Source organism: Streptomyces noursei (genome assembly GCF_016917755.1).
Classification (GTDB): domain Bacteria; phylum Actinomycetota; class Actinomycetes; order Streptomycetales; family Streptomycetaceae; genus Streptomyces; species Streptomyces yunnanensis.
In genome coordinates this window covers 4,019,431-4,035,724 of the sequence record NZ_CP070326.1, presented here as the reverse complement: position 1 = coordinate 4,035,724, position 16,294 = coordinate 4,019,431, and the positions used below count along the sequence as shown (strand labels likewise).

The 16,294-nt window shown below is 73.1% G+C and carries 15 protein-coding genes and 1 tRNA gene; 5 read left to right on the top strand and 11 right to left on the bottom strand.

The window, feature by feature from the left end:
• Window positions 1–5 precede the first annotated feature (5 nt).
• Genes ehuA through ehuB form a run of 4 tightly spaced genes read right to left on the bottom strand, consistent with a single transcriptional unit; the run spans window position 6 to window position 3,199 of the window.
• Window positions 6–848 carry an ectoine/hydroxyectoine ABC transporter ATP-binding protein EhuA gene (gene ehuA / locus JNO44_RS17730; RefSeq protein WP_420882656.1) on the bottom strand — a complete coding sequence of 281 codons (843 nt, stop codon included), beginning with the start codon at window positions 846–848 and terminating at the stop codon, window positions 6–8.
• Window positions 838–1,488: an ectoine/hydroxyectoine ABC transporter permease subunit EhuD gene (ehuD, locus tag JNO44_RS17725; protein WP_039636160.1), complete on the bottom strand. Its 651-nt coding sequence runs from the start codon at window positions 1,486–1,488 to the stop codon at window positions 838–840. The genes ehuA and ehuD overlap by 11 nt, the downstream gene beginning before the upstream one ends.
• Window positions 1,485–2,225, bottom strand: a complete 741-nt coding sequence (gene ehuC, locus JNO44_RS17720) for an ectoine/hydroxyectoine ABC transporter permease subunit EhuC (RefSeq protein WP_235093416.1) — start codon at window positions 2,223–2,225, stop codon at window positions 1,485–1,487. Before ehuC ends, ehuD begins: the two co-directional genes overlap by 4 nt.
• A complete protein-coding gene (gene ehuB, locus JNO44_RS17715) occupies window positions 2,222–3,199 on the bottom strand; it encodes an ectoine/hydroxyectoine ABC transporter substrate-binding protein EhuB (RefSeq protein WP_420882655.1) in 978 nt (325 codons plus the stop codon). The genes ehuC and ehuB overlap by 4 nt, the downstream gene beginning before the upstream one ends.
• 108 nt (window positions 3,200–3,307) lie before the next feature.
• Here ehuB and JNO44_RS17710 point away from each other — a divergent pair, with 108 nt between their 5' ends.
• Window positions 3,308–3,808: a DUF3830 family protein gene (locus JNO44_RS17710; RefSeq protein WP_039636164.1), complete on the top strand. Its 501-nt coding sequence runs from the start codon at window positions 3,308–3,310 to the stop codon at window positions 3,806–3,808.
• Window positions 3,809–4,008: 200 nt separating this feature from the next.
• Here the strand turns inward: JNO44_RS17710 and JNO44_RS17705 are convergent, their stop codons facing one another.
• Window positions 4,009–5,427 carry an amidase gene (locus JNO44_RS17705; protein WP_205365192.1) on the bottom strand — a complete coding sequence of 473 codons (1,419 nt, stop codon included), beginning with the start codon at window positions 5,425–5,427 and terminating at the stop codon, window positions 4,009–4,011.
• 85 nt (window positions 5,428–5,512) lie between these two features.
• Complete coding sequence (locus JNO44_RS17700; RefSeq protein ID WP_235093414.1) at window positions 5,513–6,541, bottom strand: D-2-hydroxyacid dehydrogenase; 1,029 nt, start codon at window positions 6,539–6,541, stop codon at window positions 5,513–5,515.
• A gap of 208 nt (window positions 6,542–6,749) precedes the next feature.
• Here JNO44_RS17700 and JNO44_RS17695 point away from each other — a divergent pair, with 208 nt between their 5' ends.
• The 3 genes from JNO44_RS17695 to JNO44_RS17685 all read left to right on the top strand — a co-directional run bounded on the left by JNO44_RS17695 (window position 6,750) and on the right by JNO44_RS17685 (window position 9,800).
• The gene (locus JNO44_RS17695) at window positions 6,750–7,649 is read left to right on the top strand and encodes a maleate cis-trans isomerase family protein (protein WP_073442377.1); all 900 of its coding nucleotides are present in this window, start codon (window positions 6,750–6,752) and stop codon (window positions 7,647–7,649) included.
• 154 nt (window positions 7,650–7,803) lie between these two features.
• A complete protein-coding gene (locus JNO44_RS17690; RefSeq protein ID WP_205365190.1) occupies window positions 7,804–8,529 on the top strand; it encodes a maleate cis-trans isomerase family protein in 726 nt (241 codons plus the stop codon).
• A 140-nt stretch (window positions 8,530–8,669) separates the two neighbouring features.
• Window positions 8,670–9,800, top strand: coding sequence for an LLM class flavin-dependent oxidoreductase (locus JNO44_RS17685; RefSeq protein WP_205365188.1), 1,131 nt, complete (start codon window positions 8,670–8,672; stop codon window positions 9,798–9,800).
• A gap of 18 nt (window positions 9,801–9,818) precedes the next feature.
• On the opposite strand, the gene JNO44_RS17680 is transcribed toward JNO44_RS17685, so the two are convergent.
• Window positions 9,819–11,684: a putative bifunctional diguanylate cyclase/phosphodiesterase gene (locus JNO44_RS17680; protein WP_205365186.1), complete on the bottom strand. Its 1,866-nt coding sequence runs from the start codon at window positions 11,682–11,684 to the stop codon at window positions 9,819–9,821.
• A 403-nt stretch (window positions 11,685–12,087) separates the two neighbouring features.
• Between JNO44_RS17680 and JNO44_RS17675 the strand changes: the two genes are divergently transcribed.
• Window positions 12,088–13,293, top strand: coding sequence for a M6 family metalloprotease domain-containing protein (locus JNO44_RS17675; protein WP_205365184.1), 1,206 nt, complete (start codon window positions 12,088–12,090; stop codon window positions 13,291–13,293).
• Between the two features lie 50 nt (window positions 13,294–13,343).
• Here JNO44_RS17675 and JNO44_RS17670 read toward each other — a convergent pair.
• The 4 genes from JNO44_RS17670 to JNO44_RS17655 all read right to left on the bottom strand — a co-directional run bounded on the left by JNO44_RS17670 (window position 13,344) and on the right by JNO44_RS17655 (window position 16,271).
• Window positions 13,344–13,417, bottom strand: a tRNA-Lys gene (locus tag JNO44_RS17670).
• A gap of 56 nt (window positions 13,418–13,473) precedes the next feature.
• Window positions 13,474–14,169 carry a bifunctional DNA primase/polymerase gene (locus JNO44_RS17665; RefSeq protein WP_052286881.1) on the bottom strand — a complete coding sequence of 232 codons (696 nt, stop codon included), beginning with the start codon at window positions 14,167–14,169 and terminating at the stop codon, window positions 13,474–13,476.
• A gap of 278 nt (window positions 14,170–14,447) precedes the next feature.
• A complete protein-coding gene (locus JNO44_RS17660; RefSeq protein ID WP_205365182.1) occupies window positions 14,448–14,831 on the bottom strand; it encodes a hypothetical protein in 384 nt (127 codons plus the stop codon).
• Between the two features lie 81 nt (window positions 14,832–14,912).
• Complete coding sequence (locus tag JNO44_RS17655) at window positions 14,913–16,271, bottom strand: AAA domain-containing protein (RefSeq protein WP_205365180.1); 1,359 nt, start codon at window positions 16,269–16,271, stop codon at window positions 14,913–14,915.
• Between the last annotated feature and the right edge of the window lie 23 nt (window positions 16,272–16,294).

Genomic DNA, 16,294 nt, shown 5'->3' with positions numbered 1-16,294 from the left:
GCCGTCTACCGCACCGCGCTCAGGAACTCCCGGGTCCGCTCGTGCTCCGGGGCCGTGAAGATCTGCTCCGGCGGGCCGAATTCGATGACCCGCCCGGCGTCGAACATCATCACGCAGTCGGAGATGTCCCGGGCGAAGTTCATCTCGTGCGTCACGCAGAGCATGGTGATGTCCGTGCTGTGGGCGATGTCCCGCAGCAGGTCCAGGACGCCGGCCACCAACTCCGGGTCCAGGGCCGAGGTCACCTCGTCCAGCAGCAGCACCTGCGGGCGCATGGCCAGTGCCCGGGCGATGGCGACCCGCTGCTGCTGGCCGCCGGAGAGCTGCGAGGGGTACTTGTCGAGGTGGGCGGTGAGGCCGACCAGGTCCAGGAGCTCGCGGGCGCGTTGCTCGGCCGCGTCCTTGTCCATGCCGAGGACGTGCACGGGGGCCTCGGTGATGTTCCGCAGCACCTTCATGTTGGGGAAGAGGTTGAACTGCTGGAAGACCATGCCGATGTTCTTGCGGATCTCGCGGCTGTAGCGGTCGCTCGCCGGGACGAGTTTGCCGCCCTTGTCCTCGTGGGTGAGGTACCGGTCGCCCAGTTTGATGGTGCCCTCGTCCGGCTTCAGCAGCGTCATCATCAGCCGCAGGATCGTGGTCTTGCCGGAGCCGGACGGGCCGATCAGCGTGACGTGCTTGCCGGGGTAGACCTTCATGTCCAGCGCGTCGAGGACGGTGTGCGAGCCGAACCGCTTGGTGACCTTGTCGAAGCGGATCAGCTCGGTCTGTCCGGAGGCGGAGGCGGAGGCGGCGGCGTCGGTGCCGTCGGCGGGCGGGGTGTTCGGGGTGCTGCGGTCAGCGGACAAGGCGGCGCTCCAGGGCTCGCAGGAGAAGGGAGGCGGGGTAGGCGATGGCGATGAAGGCGACCCCGACGACCGTGTACGGCTCGACGGTCTGGAAGGTCTGGGACGAGAACTGCCGGGCCTCGCCCAGCATCTCCAGCACACCGATGGCGAAGAGCATCGGCGAGTCCTTCAGCATCGCGATGACGTAGTTGCCCAGGGCCGGCGCCACCCGGCGGATCGCCTGCGGCAGGATCACCGCGGTCCAGGTGCGGCGGCGCGGCAGGCTGAGCGCGATCGCCGCCTCCCACTGGCCGGCCGGGACGCCGTCGATACCGGAGCGGTAGACCTCGGCGGTGTACGTCGAGTAGTGCAGCCCCAGCCCGATCACGCCGGTGGCCAGGGCGCTGAGCGTGACGCCCCACTCGGGCATCACGTAGAAGAGGAAGAACAGCTGCACCAGCAGCGGGGTGTTGCGCACGAACTCGGTGAGCGCGGTCACCGGCCAGCGCACCACCTTCAGGGACGAGCGCTGCGCCAACGCCCAGACCAGGCCGAGTCCGAAGGCGATCAGCGACCCGAGCGCCAGGGCCTGGAGGGTGACCAGGACGCCGTTCCAGAACGTCGGCAGGAAGGCGCCGACCGCGGACCAGTCGAACTTCATCGGGCCTCACCTTCCGCGGGAGCGGTGGCACCGGTGACCGTCGGTCCGGTGGCGGGCCGCAGCCGCGACCGCCCGGCCGGCGCCTGCCCGATGCCGGCCTTGGCGTGCCGCTCCACCGCCCGCATCCCGCGGGTCAGGGCGAACGCCAGGACGAAGTACATCACCAGGATGATCGTGTAGACGGGGGCGCTCTGCGCGGTGGCGTTGCGCACCAGGGAGGCGCCGAAGGCGATGTCGCCGACGCCCAGGATCGACACCAGCGCGGTGCCCTTGAGCAGCTCGATCAGCAGGTTGTTGAACGGCGGGACCATTCCCGGCCAGGCCTGCGGCAGGACGATCTTCCGCAGCGTCTGCGCGGGCGAGAAGCTGAGCGCCACGCCGGCCTCGCGCTGTCCCGGCGGCACCGCGGCGATCGCGCCCCGGACGACCTCGGACCCGTACGCGCCGTAGGTCAGCCCCAACGTCAGCACCGCGGCCCACATCGGGGCCAACTGCCAGCCGAAACCCATCGGCAGCACGAAGAACATCCAGAACATCAGGATCAGCGCGGAGGTGCCGCGGAAGATCTCGAAGTAGGCCCCGGACAGGAACCGCACGATCCACCGCCGGTGGGTGCGCGCCAGACCGATGCCGAAGGCCGCGACGGCGGCCAGTGCCGCGCTGTAGACGGTCAGTTGGACGGTGATCCACACGCCCTTGAGGAGGAGTTCCCACAGACCCCAGGTGATGTCGCTCATGGCCGGCACTTCTCCTTGGCGGTGATCTCCGTCATCTGCTGCGCGGTGAAGCCGAAGGGCCGCATGAGGTCCAGGAGTTCCCCGGACCGCTTCATCTTGTGGAGCTCACGGTTGAACGCGTCACGGAGGTCGGTCTCCGGGGTGCGGAACGCGAACCCGCCGACGTCGATCACCGGCTTCCCCTTCACGTACGGGGTGACCTCGGGCGTGGCCTCCGCCTTGGTGGTGCGCGACTGCTTCACCACGTTGCGGACCGTCACCGCGGTGCCGACGAAGACGTCCACCCGTCCCTGCTCGACCGCCAGCAGCCCCGCCAACTGGTCGGGCAGCGTGGTGATGTCGGTGACGCCGGCTTCCTTGGCGTAGTCGATCTCGGCGTAGCCGACGCCGGTGGCCATCCGCGCGCCGGTCCGCGCGATGTCCTTGTAGGTGCGCAGCTTCAGCGGATTGCCCTTGCGGACGATGAAGGCGTCCAGCATCTGGTACTCGGGATCGGCGAAGATGACCTGCGCGCAGCGCTCGGGGTTGATGTACATCCCGGCCGCGACCACGTCGAACTGCTGGGAGTTCAGGCCGACGATCAGTGAGCCGAAGTCGGTCGGGAAGGGCTCGACGCGCGGGACGCCGAGCCGCTTGAAGATCACCCGGGCGATGGTGGGCGCCGAACCGGTCATCTTGCCGTCGGTGCCGATGTAGCCGTACGGCTGCTCGCCGGCCAGGCCCAGCGTCACCGAGCCCTTGGCGCGCAGCCGCTCCAACAGCCGCCCGCCGCCCTGCGCCTGCGCGGTCGGGACCCGGCTGCAGCCGCTGGCCGCGCCGATCGCACCTGCTGCGCCGAGCGCCGCCACCCCCGCGAGCAGCGACCGGCGGCGGAGACCGCTGGCCCGTTGTCCTGATATCTCGGGTCTCCAGGGGGTGTGGCCTTGAGGATGTGGTCCCTGATTGTCTGAGGTTGTGCTCTGTGGTGGAGCCATGGGCGCGCGGCTACCCGAACCGTTCACACCTATGCCGATGGTTTCGAGCCCTTCACACCGCCGCGGGAGATGTTCCCGTACGCCGGTATTGCCCCCTACGCTCGGGATATGACCGATCGCTTCATCGAAGTCTCCCTGGACAAGCGCGGCGTCAGCTGCACGGCCAAGTTGCTCGACGATCGCGCTCCGCTCACGTGCGCCGCCATCTGGGACGCGCTGCCGCTCGGCGGCGACGTCTACCACGCCAAGTACGCCCGCAACGAGATCTACGCCCTGGTCCCGCCGTTCGCCCCCGAGGAGCCGCCGCTGGAGAACCCCACGGTCACGCCGATCCCCGGCGACCTGTGCTACTTCACCTTCAGCGACACCCAGTTGGGCACCGCCTCCTACGGCTACGAAAGCGCGGCCAAGCACCGCGGCCGGGCCACCGTCGTCGACCTCGCGCTCTTCTACGAACGCAACAACCTGCTGATCAACGGTGACGCGGGCTGGGTGCCGGGCATCGTCTGGGGCGCGGTCGTCGAAGGCCTGGACCGGATGGCCGACGCCTGCCAGGACCTGTGGCGCGCCGGGGCGCTGGGGGAGACCCTCGCCTTCCGCCGGGCCTGACGCCCGTCCTGACGCCGGGCCCGATGCGGGGCCCGGCGCCGCGCCCACCACGGGGCCCGGCGCGCGGGCGCTCCGTGCGCCCGGAGGCGTCGGAATCCCCACCGCCCCCGCCGCGTTGTGGCCCCGTAGGGGGCGCACCCACCCCCTACGGGATCTGTTCGCCCCCGCCCTAGGGGACCCCCGCCGCAGGGACCCCGCCCCTACGGCACCGCCGGCGCCGGGATCCCGGCCGCCCCCGCCTCGTAGAGGGCGTGCGCGGCGCGCAGCACCAGTGCGTCCGCGTGCCGCGCGCCCACCAGCTGCACCCCGATCGGCAGCCCGTCACCGTCCACCCCGCACGGCACGGTCGCGGCGGGCTGCTGGGTGAGGTTGAACGGATAGGTGAACGGCGTCCAGCCCGTCCACCGGGCGTGGCCGGAACCGGGCGGCACCTCCACGCCGGCCGCGAACGCGGTGATCGGCTCGGTCGGCGTCACCAGCAGGTCGTAGACGCTGTGGAATTGGCCCATCGCCCGGCCCAGCGCCATCCGGACGTCCACCGCCGCCAGATAGTCCAGTGCGCCGTACCGGGCGCCCTGCTCGCAGATCTCCCGCAGCCCCGGGTCCAGCAGCTCCCGGTCGGCCGGCCCCAGCGGCTGCACCAGCCGCGCCGCGCCGCTGAACCACAGCGTGTGGAACGCCGCCACCGGATCCGCCACGCCCGGGTCGACCTCCTCGACGTCCGCGCCGAGCCCGGCCAGCGCGTCCACCGCCCGCCGGACCGCCGACGCCACCTCCGGTGCCACCGGCACGTCCCAGCCCAGCGACGGACTGTAGGCCACCCGCAGCCCCGCCACCTTCCCGGCCAGCGCCTCCCGGAACGATCCGGTCGGCGGGGCCAGCTGGGACCAGTCCCGCCAGTCCGGGCCGCAGATCACGTCCATCATCAGCGCCGCGTCCGCCGCGTCCCGGGTCATCGGCCCCACGTGCGCCAGCGTCCCGAACGGGCTCGCCGGATACGCCGGCACCCGCCCGTAGGTCGCCTTCAGCGCGAAGATCCCGCAGAACGACGCCGGGATCCGCACCGACCCGCCGCCGTCCGTCCCCAGGCTCAGCGGCCCGGCCCCCAGCGCCACCGCCGCCGCACCGCCCCCGCTGGAGCCGCCCGCGGTCCGCCCCGGGTCGTACGGATTGCCCGTCACCCCGTGCCGCGGACTGTCGGTGACACCCTTCCAGCCGAACTCCGGGGTGGTGGTCTTGCCGACGAACACCGCCCCGGACTCCCGCAGCCGGGCCACCGCCGGCGCGTCCTCGTCCCACGTCGCGCCCTCCGCCCGGACCGTCCGCGACCCGCGCAGCGTCGGCGCGCCCCGCATCAGCAGCACGTCCTTGACGGTGACCGGCACCCCGTCCACCGGCCCGGCCGGCGCCCCGCGCCGCCAGCGCTCCGCCGACTCCGCCGCCCGCGCCAGCGCCTGCTCCGCGTCGATCCGGGTGAAGGCGTTGACGGCGGCCTGGGCGGCCTCGGCGCGCGCCAGCACGGCCCGGGTCACCTCCACGGGGGAGAACTCGCCGGCGGCGTAGCCGGCCGTCAGGCGGGTGGCGGTCAGGTCGGCGAGGCGGGTCGGTCCGTTGGTCATGCGTCCTCCGAGCGTCGGCCGCCCCGGGCGGGACGGCGGGCGGGGCACGGACCGCCGCGGGCCGGACCCGGACGGCCCGCGCCGGTCACTGCACCGGTACGTATCCGAGGCGTTTGTCGACCACGTTGAGCAGCGGTTCCCCGGCCGCCCACCGGTCGAAGTTGTCCTGGAACTGCGCGGCGAGCACGTCCCGCCAGCCCAGGGTGTCGCCGCTCATGTGCGGCGAGACGATCAGGTGCGGCACGTCCCACAGCGGGCTGTCCGCGCCCAGCGGCTCGTGCGCGAAGACGTCCAGCGCCGCCGCCGCGATCCGCCACTCCCGCAACGCCGCGACCAGCGCCTCCTCGTCCACCAGCGGCCCCCGCGCGACGTTGATGAAGCGGGCCCGGCGCGGCATCAGCGCGAACGCCGCCGCCCCGAACATCCCCCGGGTCTCCTCCGTCAGGGGCGCCGCGCAGACCACCCAATCGGCATGCGGCAACAGCCCGTTCAGGGCCCCGGCGGCGTGCACCCGGCCGAATTCCGGATCGCCGTCCCGCTCCCGACGGCCGACCAGATCGACCTCGACACCCAGTGCCAGCAGGGTGCCTCCGACGGCCCGGCCGATCGGCCCCGCGCCCACCACCACCGCGCGGGTCCCGGCCAGCCGCAGCGTCTCCCGGTGCTGCCAACGCCGCTGCCGCTGGAGCTCCCAACTTCCGTAGAAGTCCTTGGCCATGGCGATCACCAGTCCGGCGACGTACTCGGCGATCGGCTGCTCGAAGACCCCGCGGGCGTTGGTGACCACGGTGTCGTCGGCGATCAGCGCCGGGCACAGCAGCCGGTCCACGCCGGCGCTCGCGGTGTGCACCCAGCGGGGCCGCGGGCCGCGCCCGGGCCAGCTCTCCCGGATCGCGTCGGAGGTGAAGTCCCAGGCCAACAGCACATCGGCGGTGGGGAGTAGGTCGGCCAGCATCTTCTCGTCGGCGAAGACCACCTCGGCCCGGCCGGTGAGCCGGTCCAGCCGCGGGAGCGGATCGGAACCCAGCACGAGAACGGTGCTGACGGGGCTGACGGTGCTGCCAGTGCTTCCGGTGTCGTCGGTGCTTCCGGTGTTTCCGGTGCGATCGGACATAGGCCAGAGAAACCGTTCTGAAACGAGTGCCCCGTATCACGGAACAGGGCGCCGACAGATGCCTGAGATGCGAGGATTGACCACGCTAAGAAGTCGTATCTACCGTGTCAACAACGGCTCTGTCCCGACGTCCCGGCTTGTCCGGCTGCACCACCTCTCCCGGCCACTGGCCCTGCCATTCCAGCCCTTCGTGCCTCTAGGGGCCTTCATGGACGTCTCTTTCCTGGGTGGCCCACAGCCCCAGCTCGGTGTGGGCGTCGTCGCGCCCTTCGACTTCGCGCTCGACCGCGAGCTGTGGCGCTGGGTCCCCGACGACGTGTCCCTCCACCTGACCCGAACTCCCTTCGTACCCGTCGAGGTCAGCCTCGACCTGGCCCGTCTGGTCAGCGAGCACGAGACCCTGGACGCCGCCGTCCAGGCGCTGTGCGCGGTATCGCCGCAGGTCATCGCCTATGCCTGTACGTCCGGCAGCTTCGTCGGCGGCATGGCCGGCGAACGCGCGATGTGCGCGGCCATGGCCCAGGCGGGGGAGGTACCCGCCCTCACCACCTCGGGCGCCGCGCTCGCGGCGCTCCAGGAGATCGGGGCGCGACGCATCGCCGTCGTCACCCCGTACACCAAATCGGTCACCGATTCCCTGGAGGAGTACCTGGGCGAGGCCGGCATCACCGTCACCGGCCGCGCCTACCTTGGACTCACCCGGCACATCTGGAAGGTCCCCTACCGCGACGTCGTCGACATGGCCCGCGCGGCCGTCGTCGGTGCCGCCGACGCCCTCTTCATCAGCTGCACCAACCTCCCCACCTACGACGTCATCCCCCAACTGGAGGCGGAGCTGCGGATGCCCGTGCTCTCCGCCAATCAGGTGACGATGTGGGCCGCGTTGCGCGCCATCGGCGTGCAGGCCGTCGGTCCGTACCAGGCGCTGCTCGACCCGGTGGCGCGCAGCGGCCCGGCCGCCATGACCTGTCCGTCTGCCGGCGTACCGGAAGGCGGGCCGCAGGCTACGCCCGAGGCCGCCTTCGCCGGCACCACTGCACCGCCCGAAGGGGAGGTGGTGGACGGCGGCGATCCGCCGCCCTTCTTGCCCGATGAACTCGGGCCCTAGTTCATCCGCAAGGGAGAACCGCGTGACTCCGCTCCCTCCTCAGGGAGGGGGCTTCCAACCCTGAGGGTTGCGGTCCAGCCCGGACCGATCCCCTGTGGGACGCGGGGACTCTGCGGCGCTCCGAGAAGCCCGGTCAACAGAGAAGGAGAACTGCATGGCATCGGTCGGCTTCCTCTACCCCGGCCACTCCGCCGAGGACGACTACCCCCGCCTGGAGGCCCTCCTGGGCGGCGCGGTCCGACTGCCGCTCGTCCACACCGACATCGGCGAGGACGCCCACCGCGTCGACGCCCTGCTGGAGATGGGCTCCGCGGCCCGGCTCGCGGCCGGCGTCGGCGCGCTGCGGGACCGCGGCGCCGACGTCGTCGTCTGGGCCTGTACCAGCGCCAGCTTCGTCTTCGGCTGGGACGGCGCCCAGCAGCAGGTGCGGGAGCTGTCGGCCACCGCCGGGCTGCCCGCCTCCAGCACCTCCTTCGCCTTCGCGCACGCCGTCCAGGCGCTCGGTGTCCACCGGGTCGCGATCGCCGCCACCTACCCCGCCGACGTCGCCGCGTACTTCCACGCGTTCCTCAAGGCCGCCGGCGCCGAGGTCGTCGCCACCCGCGGCAGCGGCATCATCACCGCCGCCGAGGTCGGCACCTGGGGCCGCGAGGAGGTGCTGGCCCTGGCCCGCGCCGGCGACCACCCGGACGCCGAGGCCGTGCTGCTGCCGGACACCGCCCTGCACACCGCCGCCCACCTGCCCGCCCTCGAAGCGGCGCTCGGCAAACCGGTCCTCACCGCCAATCAGGTGACGGTCTGGGAGGGGCTGAGGCTGCTCGACCGCCCGCTCGCCCGCCCGGAGCTGGGCGCCCTCTTCTCCCGCGCGGTGGGCGCGTAGGTCCCGCCGCCCCGCCCGCACGGAATCCCCGTCCCCGCCCGGGAATAACCGGAGCATTGCTCCGGTTGTCCTGCTCGCAGACCACCGGCGTCGGAACCCCCGACGACGTCACCACGCGCGACGCGAGGAGGACCCGCACCGTGAGCGGCGAAGACCAGCAGACCCCGAGCACCGACGACCGGCCCGGGGGCGACGGGATACCCGGCACCGCCCTGGGCACCGCACCCGTCCCCCTGTCCGTGCTCGACCTGGTGACGGTCGGCGCCGGCAGCACCGCCGGCGCGGCGGTACGCACCGCCGTCGACCTGGCCCGCACCGCCGAGCGCCGCGGCTTCCACCGCTACTGGGTCGCCGAGCACCACTCCATGCCCGGCGTCGCCTCCTCCTCGCCGGCGGTGCTCCTGGCCCATCTCGCCGCGCACACCGACCGCATCCGGCTCGGCTCCGGCGGCGTGATGCTCCCCAACCACGCCCCGCTGGTGATCGCCGAACAGTTCGGCACCCTGGAGGCGATGGCCCCCGGCCGCGTCGACCTGGGACTGGGCCGCGCCCCCGGCACCGACGGCGCCACCGCCGCCGCGCTCCGCCGCACCGACCGCCTGCACGAGGGGGCCGACGATTTCCCGCAGCAGCTCGCCGAGTTGACCCGCTTCCTCGACGACTCCTTCCCCGACGGCCACCCCTACTCCCGGATCCACGCCGTCCCCGGCCCCGTCCAGGCCACCGCCCCCGGCGGCGTCCAGTCCCCGCACCGCCCGCCGCTGTGGCTGCTCGGCTCCTCCGGCTTCAGCGCCCGCCTGGCCGGCACGCTCGGCCTGCCGTTCGCCTTCGCCCACCACTTCTCCGCGGCCAACACCCTCCCCGCACTCGACCTCTACCGCGCCTCGTTCCGCCCCTCCGAGACGCTCGCCGAGCCCTACGCCCTGATCGGCGTCTCCGCGCTGGCCGCCGAGGACGAACAGGAGGCGCTCCGTCAGGTCCGCACCGGCGCGCTCGCCATGATCCGGCTGCGCACCGGCCGCCCCGGCCTGGTCCCCACGCCCGAGGAGGCCGCCGCCCACCGCTTCACCGAGGCCGAGCAGAACTTCGTCGACAGCTGGCTCGGCAACGTCGTCCACGGCACCCCGGACGCCGTCCGCCAGGGTCTCGACGACCTCGCCAAGCGCACCGGCGCCGACGAGTTGATGATCACCGCCAACGCCCACACCGGCGAGGTCCGCCGCCGCTCCTACGACCTGATCGCGGACGCCTACGACTTCCCGCGGGGCTGACCGGGCGCGGGGCGCGGCTCAGCCGCAGGCGCGCCCCGCGTCCAACAGCGCCTCCACCCGGTCCGGGGCCACCGGCCGGGAGTAGAGCCAGCCCTGGCCGGTGTCGCAGCCGATCCGGCGGAGCCGCTCGGCCTGCTCGGCGCTCTCCACGCACTCCGCGGTCACCGTGAGCCCGAGCCGGTGCGCGAGCGCGACCAGTGCCTCCACGATCATCTCGTCCGCCGGATTGGGGTGCTCCTGCGAGCGGAAGCCGTGCACGAACGACCCGTCCAGCTTCAGCACCGACACCGGCAGCCGGCTGAGGTAGGCGAGGTTGGAGTAGCCGGTGCCGAAGTCGTCGATGGCGATCCGCACGCCCATGTCGCTGAGCGCCTGCAGCGCCTGCAGCGGCCGGCCGGCCGAGCCCATCACCGCCGACTCGGTCAGCTCAAGCTGGAGCAGCCGCGGCGGCAGCCCGGTCTCCGCCAGGATCCCGGCGACGTCCGCGACCAGGTCGGAGTCCCACACCTGACGCACGGCCACATTCACGCTGACGAACAGCGGCTGCCCCCCGGGGTGCGCCAGCTGCCAGGCCCGCGCCTGATAGCAGGCCCGCTCCAGCACCCAGCGGCCCAGTTCCACGATCGCGCCGTTCTCCTCGGCCAGCGCGATGAACCGATTCGGCGCCAGCACCCCGAACTGCGGGTGCCGCCACCGCACCAGCGCCTCCACCCCCTGCGCCCGGCCGTCGCCCAGCCCGACCAGCGGCTGGTACTCCAGGGTGAACTCCCCCCGGTCCACCGCCGGCCGCAGCGTGCTGGACAGCGCCTGCCGGGTCATCCGGTGGGCGTTGCGCTCCGGGTCGAAGAGCGTCCAACGGGCCTTGCCGTCCTCCTTGGCCCAGTACAGCGTGGTGTCCGCGGCCTGCATCAGCCCGGTCGCGGTGGTTCCGCCGGCGGCCCGCTCCACGACGCCGATGCTCGCCGACACCGACAGCCGCTGCCCGGCCAGGTCGAACGGCTGCTGGAGCGCGTCCAGCAGCGACTGCGCCAGCTCCGCCAGTTGGTCGGTGCCGGTGGAGTTCTCGACCAGCAGCGCGAACTCGTCGCCGCCCAGCCGCGCCACCAGATGCCCGCCGCGGCCCGGCCCGCGCTCCGCTGCGCTCTCCGCACAGCGGGTCAGCCGCTGCGCCACGGCGCTCAGCAGCCGGTCGCCGACCCGGTGCCCCAGGGTGTCGTTGACCGCCTTGAAGCCGTCCAGGTCCAGGTAGCACAGCCCGATCCGGCCGGTTCCCGACCGCTCGAAGGAGGCCGCCTCCAGTGCCGCGGTGAGCCGCTCGAAGAACAGCGTGCGGTTGGGCAGTCGGGTCACCGGATCGTGCATCTGCAGATGCCGCACCCGGGCCAGCAGATCGTGCCGGTCGCTGATGTCCGCGGCCGACAGCAGCACCCGTTCGGCACCGCCCGGCTGCCCCTCGGCGACCGGCTCGACCGTCACCTCCACCCACACCGACGCCCCGTCGGACCGTTTCAGCCGCCGGGTGCAGCGCAGCCGCTCGCTGCGGCCGCACAGCACCTCGCGGTAGGCGGCCCACACCCTGGGGTCGGCGCCCAGGTCGGTGAGGTCGGCGGCGTTGGCGGCGATCAGCTCGTCCGGGTCGGCGCCCACCAGTTCGCCGAGCGCGGGGTTGGCGGCGAGCACCAGTCCGTCGCGGTTGAGGACGGCCATCGGCAGGCTCGCGGTGTGGAAGGCGGCGCGGTAGTCGCCGAGCGAGGCGGCGGTGCCGTCGCAGCGCGCCGAGGCGTCGCACGACGGCGGTCCGGTCGCGCCGTCCGAAGCGGCAGGGGAGCACGGCGGTGCGGTCCGGGCATCGGGGTCTTTGGTTGAACCATCACGCTCCGTCACCGAGGGCAGTGTCGCTCCGGGCGTGCGGCCCGTGCTGTCGGGGTGTCCGCTCACTGCTCGCTCCCGCATGGCGCTTGTCTCGTGACGGAGGGGGGACCTCGCGCTGGAAAGTGTGGCGATCATAGAGGCTGGCACGAGGGCCGATCCAGCGACGAAGCCGTGACCATCCGCACGCATGACGGAAGTTCAGCCAATTCTGCCCGGCTCTGTTCGTCCCTATTGCACCTTTAGTCGCTTGTGACTTTCCGTTACGAGGCGGGGGAGGTGCGCGGGTCACTCATTCGGGCTGCCATATCAGGACGAAGACCATGAAATCACCACAGGGTAAGTGGGTGTCCCGAATCCACCCCTGGAGGTCTACGTGCCGCGCGTACAGACACCCCACGGGGTGGACCGCCGCCGCATGCGGCGCGTCGCAGCCGTCGCCACCTCCTTGAGCGCGCTCATCGCGACCTCCATCGTCGCCGGCCCGGCCACCGCCTCCGAAGCCGCCCTCTCCTGCGCCCTGGGACGCACCGAAGCCCACCACTCCGAAGGCGTCGACGGCTGGAACAGCGCCTACCCCCGCCCCGACCGCCATCTCGAAGCGGTGATGATCTTCCTGTCCTTCCCCGACGCCAGGCCCACCACCTCCCCCCAGCAGCTCTCCGGCGACTACTTCCCCGCCACCTCCCGCTTCTTCGACCGCGCCTCGTACGGCAAGTTCCGCCTGCGCACCCACGTCCACAACCGCTGGGTCCGCATGCCGCACCCCTCCACCTCGTACGGCATACAACGCGACTGGGACTCCGGCCGCCGCTCCGCCTACCTCCGCGACGCGGTCGCCGCCGCCGACCCGGTCATCGACTTCAGCCGCTACGACCTCGTCTACTTCACCGCCGACCCCGGCGCCCCCGGCGTCGACTCCGACGCCACCAAGGTCGTCAACCTCGACCAGCCCATGCACGCCGACGGCGTCGAGCTCCGCCGCTTCGTCACCGTCTTCGAGCACAGCCCGCCCGACCGCAACGTCCTCGCCCACGAGACCGGCCACGTCTTCGACCTGCCGGACCTCTACCACCGCCCCGAGAACGGCCACGGCGACTGGGACACCTACGTCGGCGACTGGGACCTCATGGGCAGCCAGTTCGGGCTGGCCCCCGACCCCTTCGGCTGGCACAAGTGGCGGCTGGGCTGGATCACCGACGCCCAGGTCGACTGCGTCGGCCTGGACCACCCCCGGATGCACGCGCTGCGCCCGCTCTCCGCCCCCGACGACCCCGACGACCGCCACCGCCCCCGGCTCCTGGTGGTCCGCACCGGCCCCGACAGCGCACTCGCCATGGAAGCCCGCGTCGCGGGCGGCAACGACCGTTCCCTGTGCACCGAGGGCGTCCTCGTCTACCGCGTCCGCAGCACCACCGCGTCCGGCTCCGGACCCGTCCAGGTGCTCGACGGTCACCCCGGCACCTCCGCCTGCCGGGGCTCGTCCGTCTACCCGCCGCTCGCCGACGCCCCGCTCGGCGTCGGGGAGGGCATGAACGACACCGAGGACGGCGTGCGCATCCAGGTCGAGGGCCGCACCACCGACGGCGAATGGGCGGTCAAGGTCACCCGCAGCACCGCATGACCCCCGGCACGCCGAAGGCCCCCACCGGAGTGGGGGCCTTCGACCGTCTGTGCGCCGCCAGGGACTCGAACCCCGGACCCGCTGATTAAGAGTCAGCTGCTCTAACCAACTGAGCTAGCGGCGCCTGCTGACGGGGAAAACATTAGCATCCTGGCCGGGTAGGGCAAAAATCGATGGTCCTCAGCCGCCCGTCAGCGCGGTATCCGCAGTGTGCACGGCGGGCTCCTGGTGCGGGCGGGCGGTCTCCTGGTCCGCGCCGAGCCCGCCGCGGGCGGCCCGCACACAGGCCCACAACAGCACGTCGGGCCCCGGCAGCCAGGGGTCGCGGACGTCCGGCGCCACCAGCCAGCGCGAACCGGCGGACGCCGCGGGATCGCCCGGCTCGGCACCCTCGGCGGGGTGTCCGACCGCCCGCCCGCGCCCGGCGCCCGCGGCCCGCGCCGTCCCCGTGCGGGCGGTACGGGGACGGGGGTGCAGCGGCGGCACCGTCACCGCGTCCCCGCTGCCGTGGCACAGCAGGTGCGGCACCGCGCTGCCCCACTCCTCCCAGGCCAGCAGCGCGGGCAGCCGCTGCGCGGTGCCGGGGGAGGCGAAGAGCAGGATCCGGCCCCGGTGCGTGGCCACCGGACCCGACCCGGGGCCGGCCGACCACAGGCGGTCCACCATGCGCCGGCCGAAGAGCGCCGGGGCGTTGATCACGTCGAAGACCGCCCCGCACGGCAGCACGCTCGGCGCCGTGGGCCGCTCCGCCCACAGCATGTGCATCCCCTCCGGGTGCGGGCTGGCGGAGGCGAGCCAGTCGGCCCCGGCGAGGGTCACATACGCCGTGGTCGGGAAGGCCAGGTTCCGGGGAGTCTCAGGCAGCCAGTCGCTCATGGGACAGGTCTATCGACTTCCCGTGCCCGTGCCGAGTCGATTGGCGGAAATCAGGACAGGGCGGGGCGCCGGGGAGTATCTTCCCCTCCCCGCATATGCCAGCGGCTCATGATCTTGGGTCATGAGCCGAGAGGGGCGCCTGTGGTGGATGTGACGTATGTGACGGGGGCCGGGGCGATCGACGGGGGTGCCGGCCGATGCACGAAGGCTCCCGGGCCGCCCGGCCCCTTGCCCCCGTGGCGCGCGCGTGCCCACCCGCCGACGCCCGGCACCGGCGCTCAGTCGATGTCGGGCGGCACGGTGCTGCCGCTGCGCATCAGGCTCTGGCCGAACTCGACCATCTTCTGCGCGTAGTCCTCGGTCCAGTCGGCCCGCTCGGCGACCTCCGCGAGCGGCAGCCGGTCGAAGCGACGGGGGTCGGTCAGCTGCGCGGCGGCCATCGCCTGGAACTCCGTCGCGCGGTCCGCCGCCGCCCGGAAGGCGATGGTGAGCTCGGTCGCGCGGCCGAGCAGGGCGCCGGGGTCCTCCATCGACTCCAGCCCGAAGAAGTGCTCGGGATCGGCGGTGGCCTCGGGCGGCTCGAACAGCAGCTGCGCGGGTTTCATGCGGTGGGGGGCGGGCGCCGTACCGCGGGGATCGGGAGCCGACTGCGGCTCGGACATGTACCTACCTCCATCGTTGTCTGCCGCATTCCATTGTCCCGCTCCGCGCAAGGGGGCCCGGAGCCGCGGTGCGCGGGGTGATCACGTCCGCAGGACCACCCGGTGTTCCGCGAGGTGGGCGAGGACCGCGTGGTTGGCCTCCCAGCCGTCCGGGAACTTCACGGTGACGCCGAGTTGGACCGGTTCCGTGGCGGGGTGTTCGTCCAGCAGCTCGGTGACGCCGGCGCGGCAGACGACGATGCAGGCGTGCCGGTGTCGGGAGGCGAGCACGCACAGGCGGCCGGTCTCCAGGTGGAAGGCGGTCGCGTCGGGGCGGCCGGAGAGCGGGTGGAGGACGACGGTGACGTCGAACTCGCGGCCCTGGAGGCGGTTGGCGGTGTCCACCGTGACACCGGTCACGCCCAGCCCGGCGAGGGCGGCGCGGACCGCCGCGGCCTGGTCGCGGTGGGCGGTGCCGACCGCGATCCGGGCAGCCGTCAGCGGCTCCGGGGTGCCCGCGTGCTCGCTGGTGGCGGCCCCGCCGCGGTCCAGCAGCCGGCGGACGACCCCGGCGACGGCGCGGACCGCCTCCGGGTCCGTCCGCGGGGTGTGCCGGGCGGGCAGCTCCAGCAGGCCCCAGCCGGACTCCGCGGCCTCGTCCAGCACGCGGTCCACGGCCGAGCCGTCGCCGCGCACGCCGAACGCCAGCCGCCGGTCGCCGGGCCCGGTGCCGCTGCGGAACGGCGTGTACGGGTAGAACGCGCCGGACACCAGGGGCGCGGCGGAGGCCGGCAGCCGCCAGGAGACCGGGAGCCGGTGCTGCGGCAGGTCGGGGTTGTGGGCGAGGAGGGTGGCGACGGCGCTGGCGGAGGGGTCGTAGGAGAGGCCGGCCCACTGGTCGGCGCCGACGACGCTGAAGGGGTCCAGCTGGCCCGGGTCGCCGACGAACAGTGCCCGATCGAAGAGGCCGGCGACGCTCAGCAGCGCGTCCGAGCGCATCTGGTACGCCTCGTCCACGATGGCGTGCCGCCAGGGCTCCTCGACCTTGGTGTAGGCCCACTTGGCGGCGGTGGAGACGACGACGTCCAGCGCGGTGAGGTCGGCGATCTTGGTGGAGGTGCGGACGGCGGGGAGGTCCGCGAGGGCCGGGTCGAAGGCGCCGGGCTCGCTGCTGTGCAGGCGGCCGACGGGGAGTTCGGGGTCCTTCGCGGCGAGCCGCAGCACGAGGTCGTCGACCTGGGCGTTGGTCTGCGCGACGATCATCAACCGGCGGCCCGCGGCGGCCAGTTCGCGGGCGGCGCGGACCACCAGGGTGGACTTCCCGGCGCCCGGCGGGGAGTCGACGACCACGCCGCGCCGGGGGCTGTGCAGGGTGTCGTGGAGGATCGCTGCGGTGGCCTCGGCCGCCGCCGCAGCGGGGTCGACCGGCGGTGGGACGGGCAGGGGCTGAGGGGGCGTCATGCCGGGGCGCTCTCCGGGGAGTG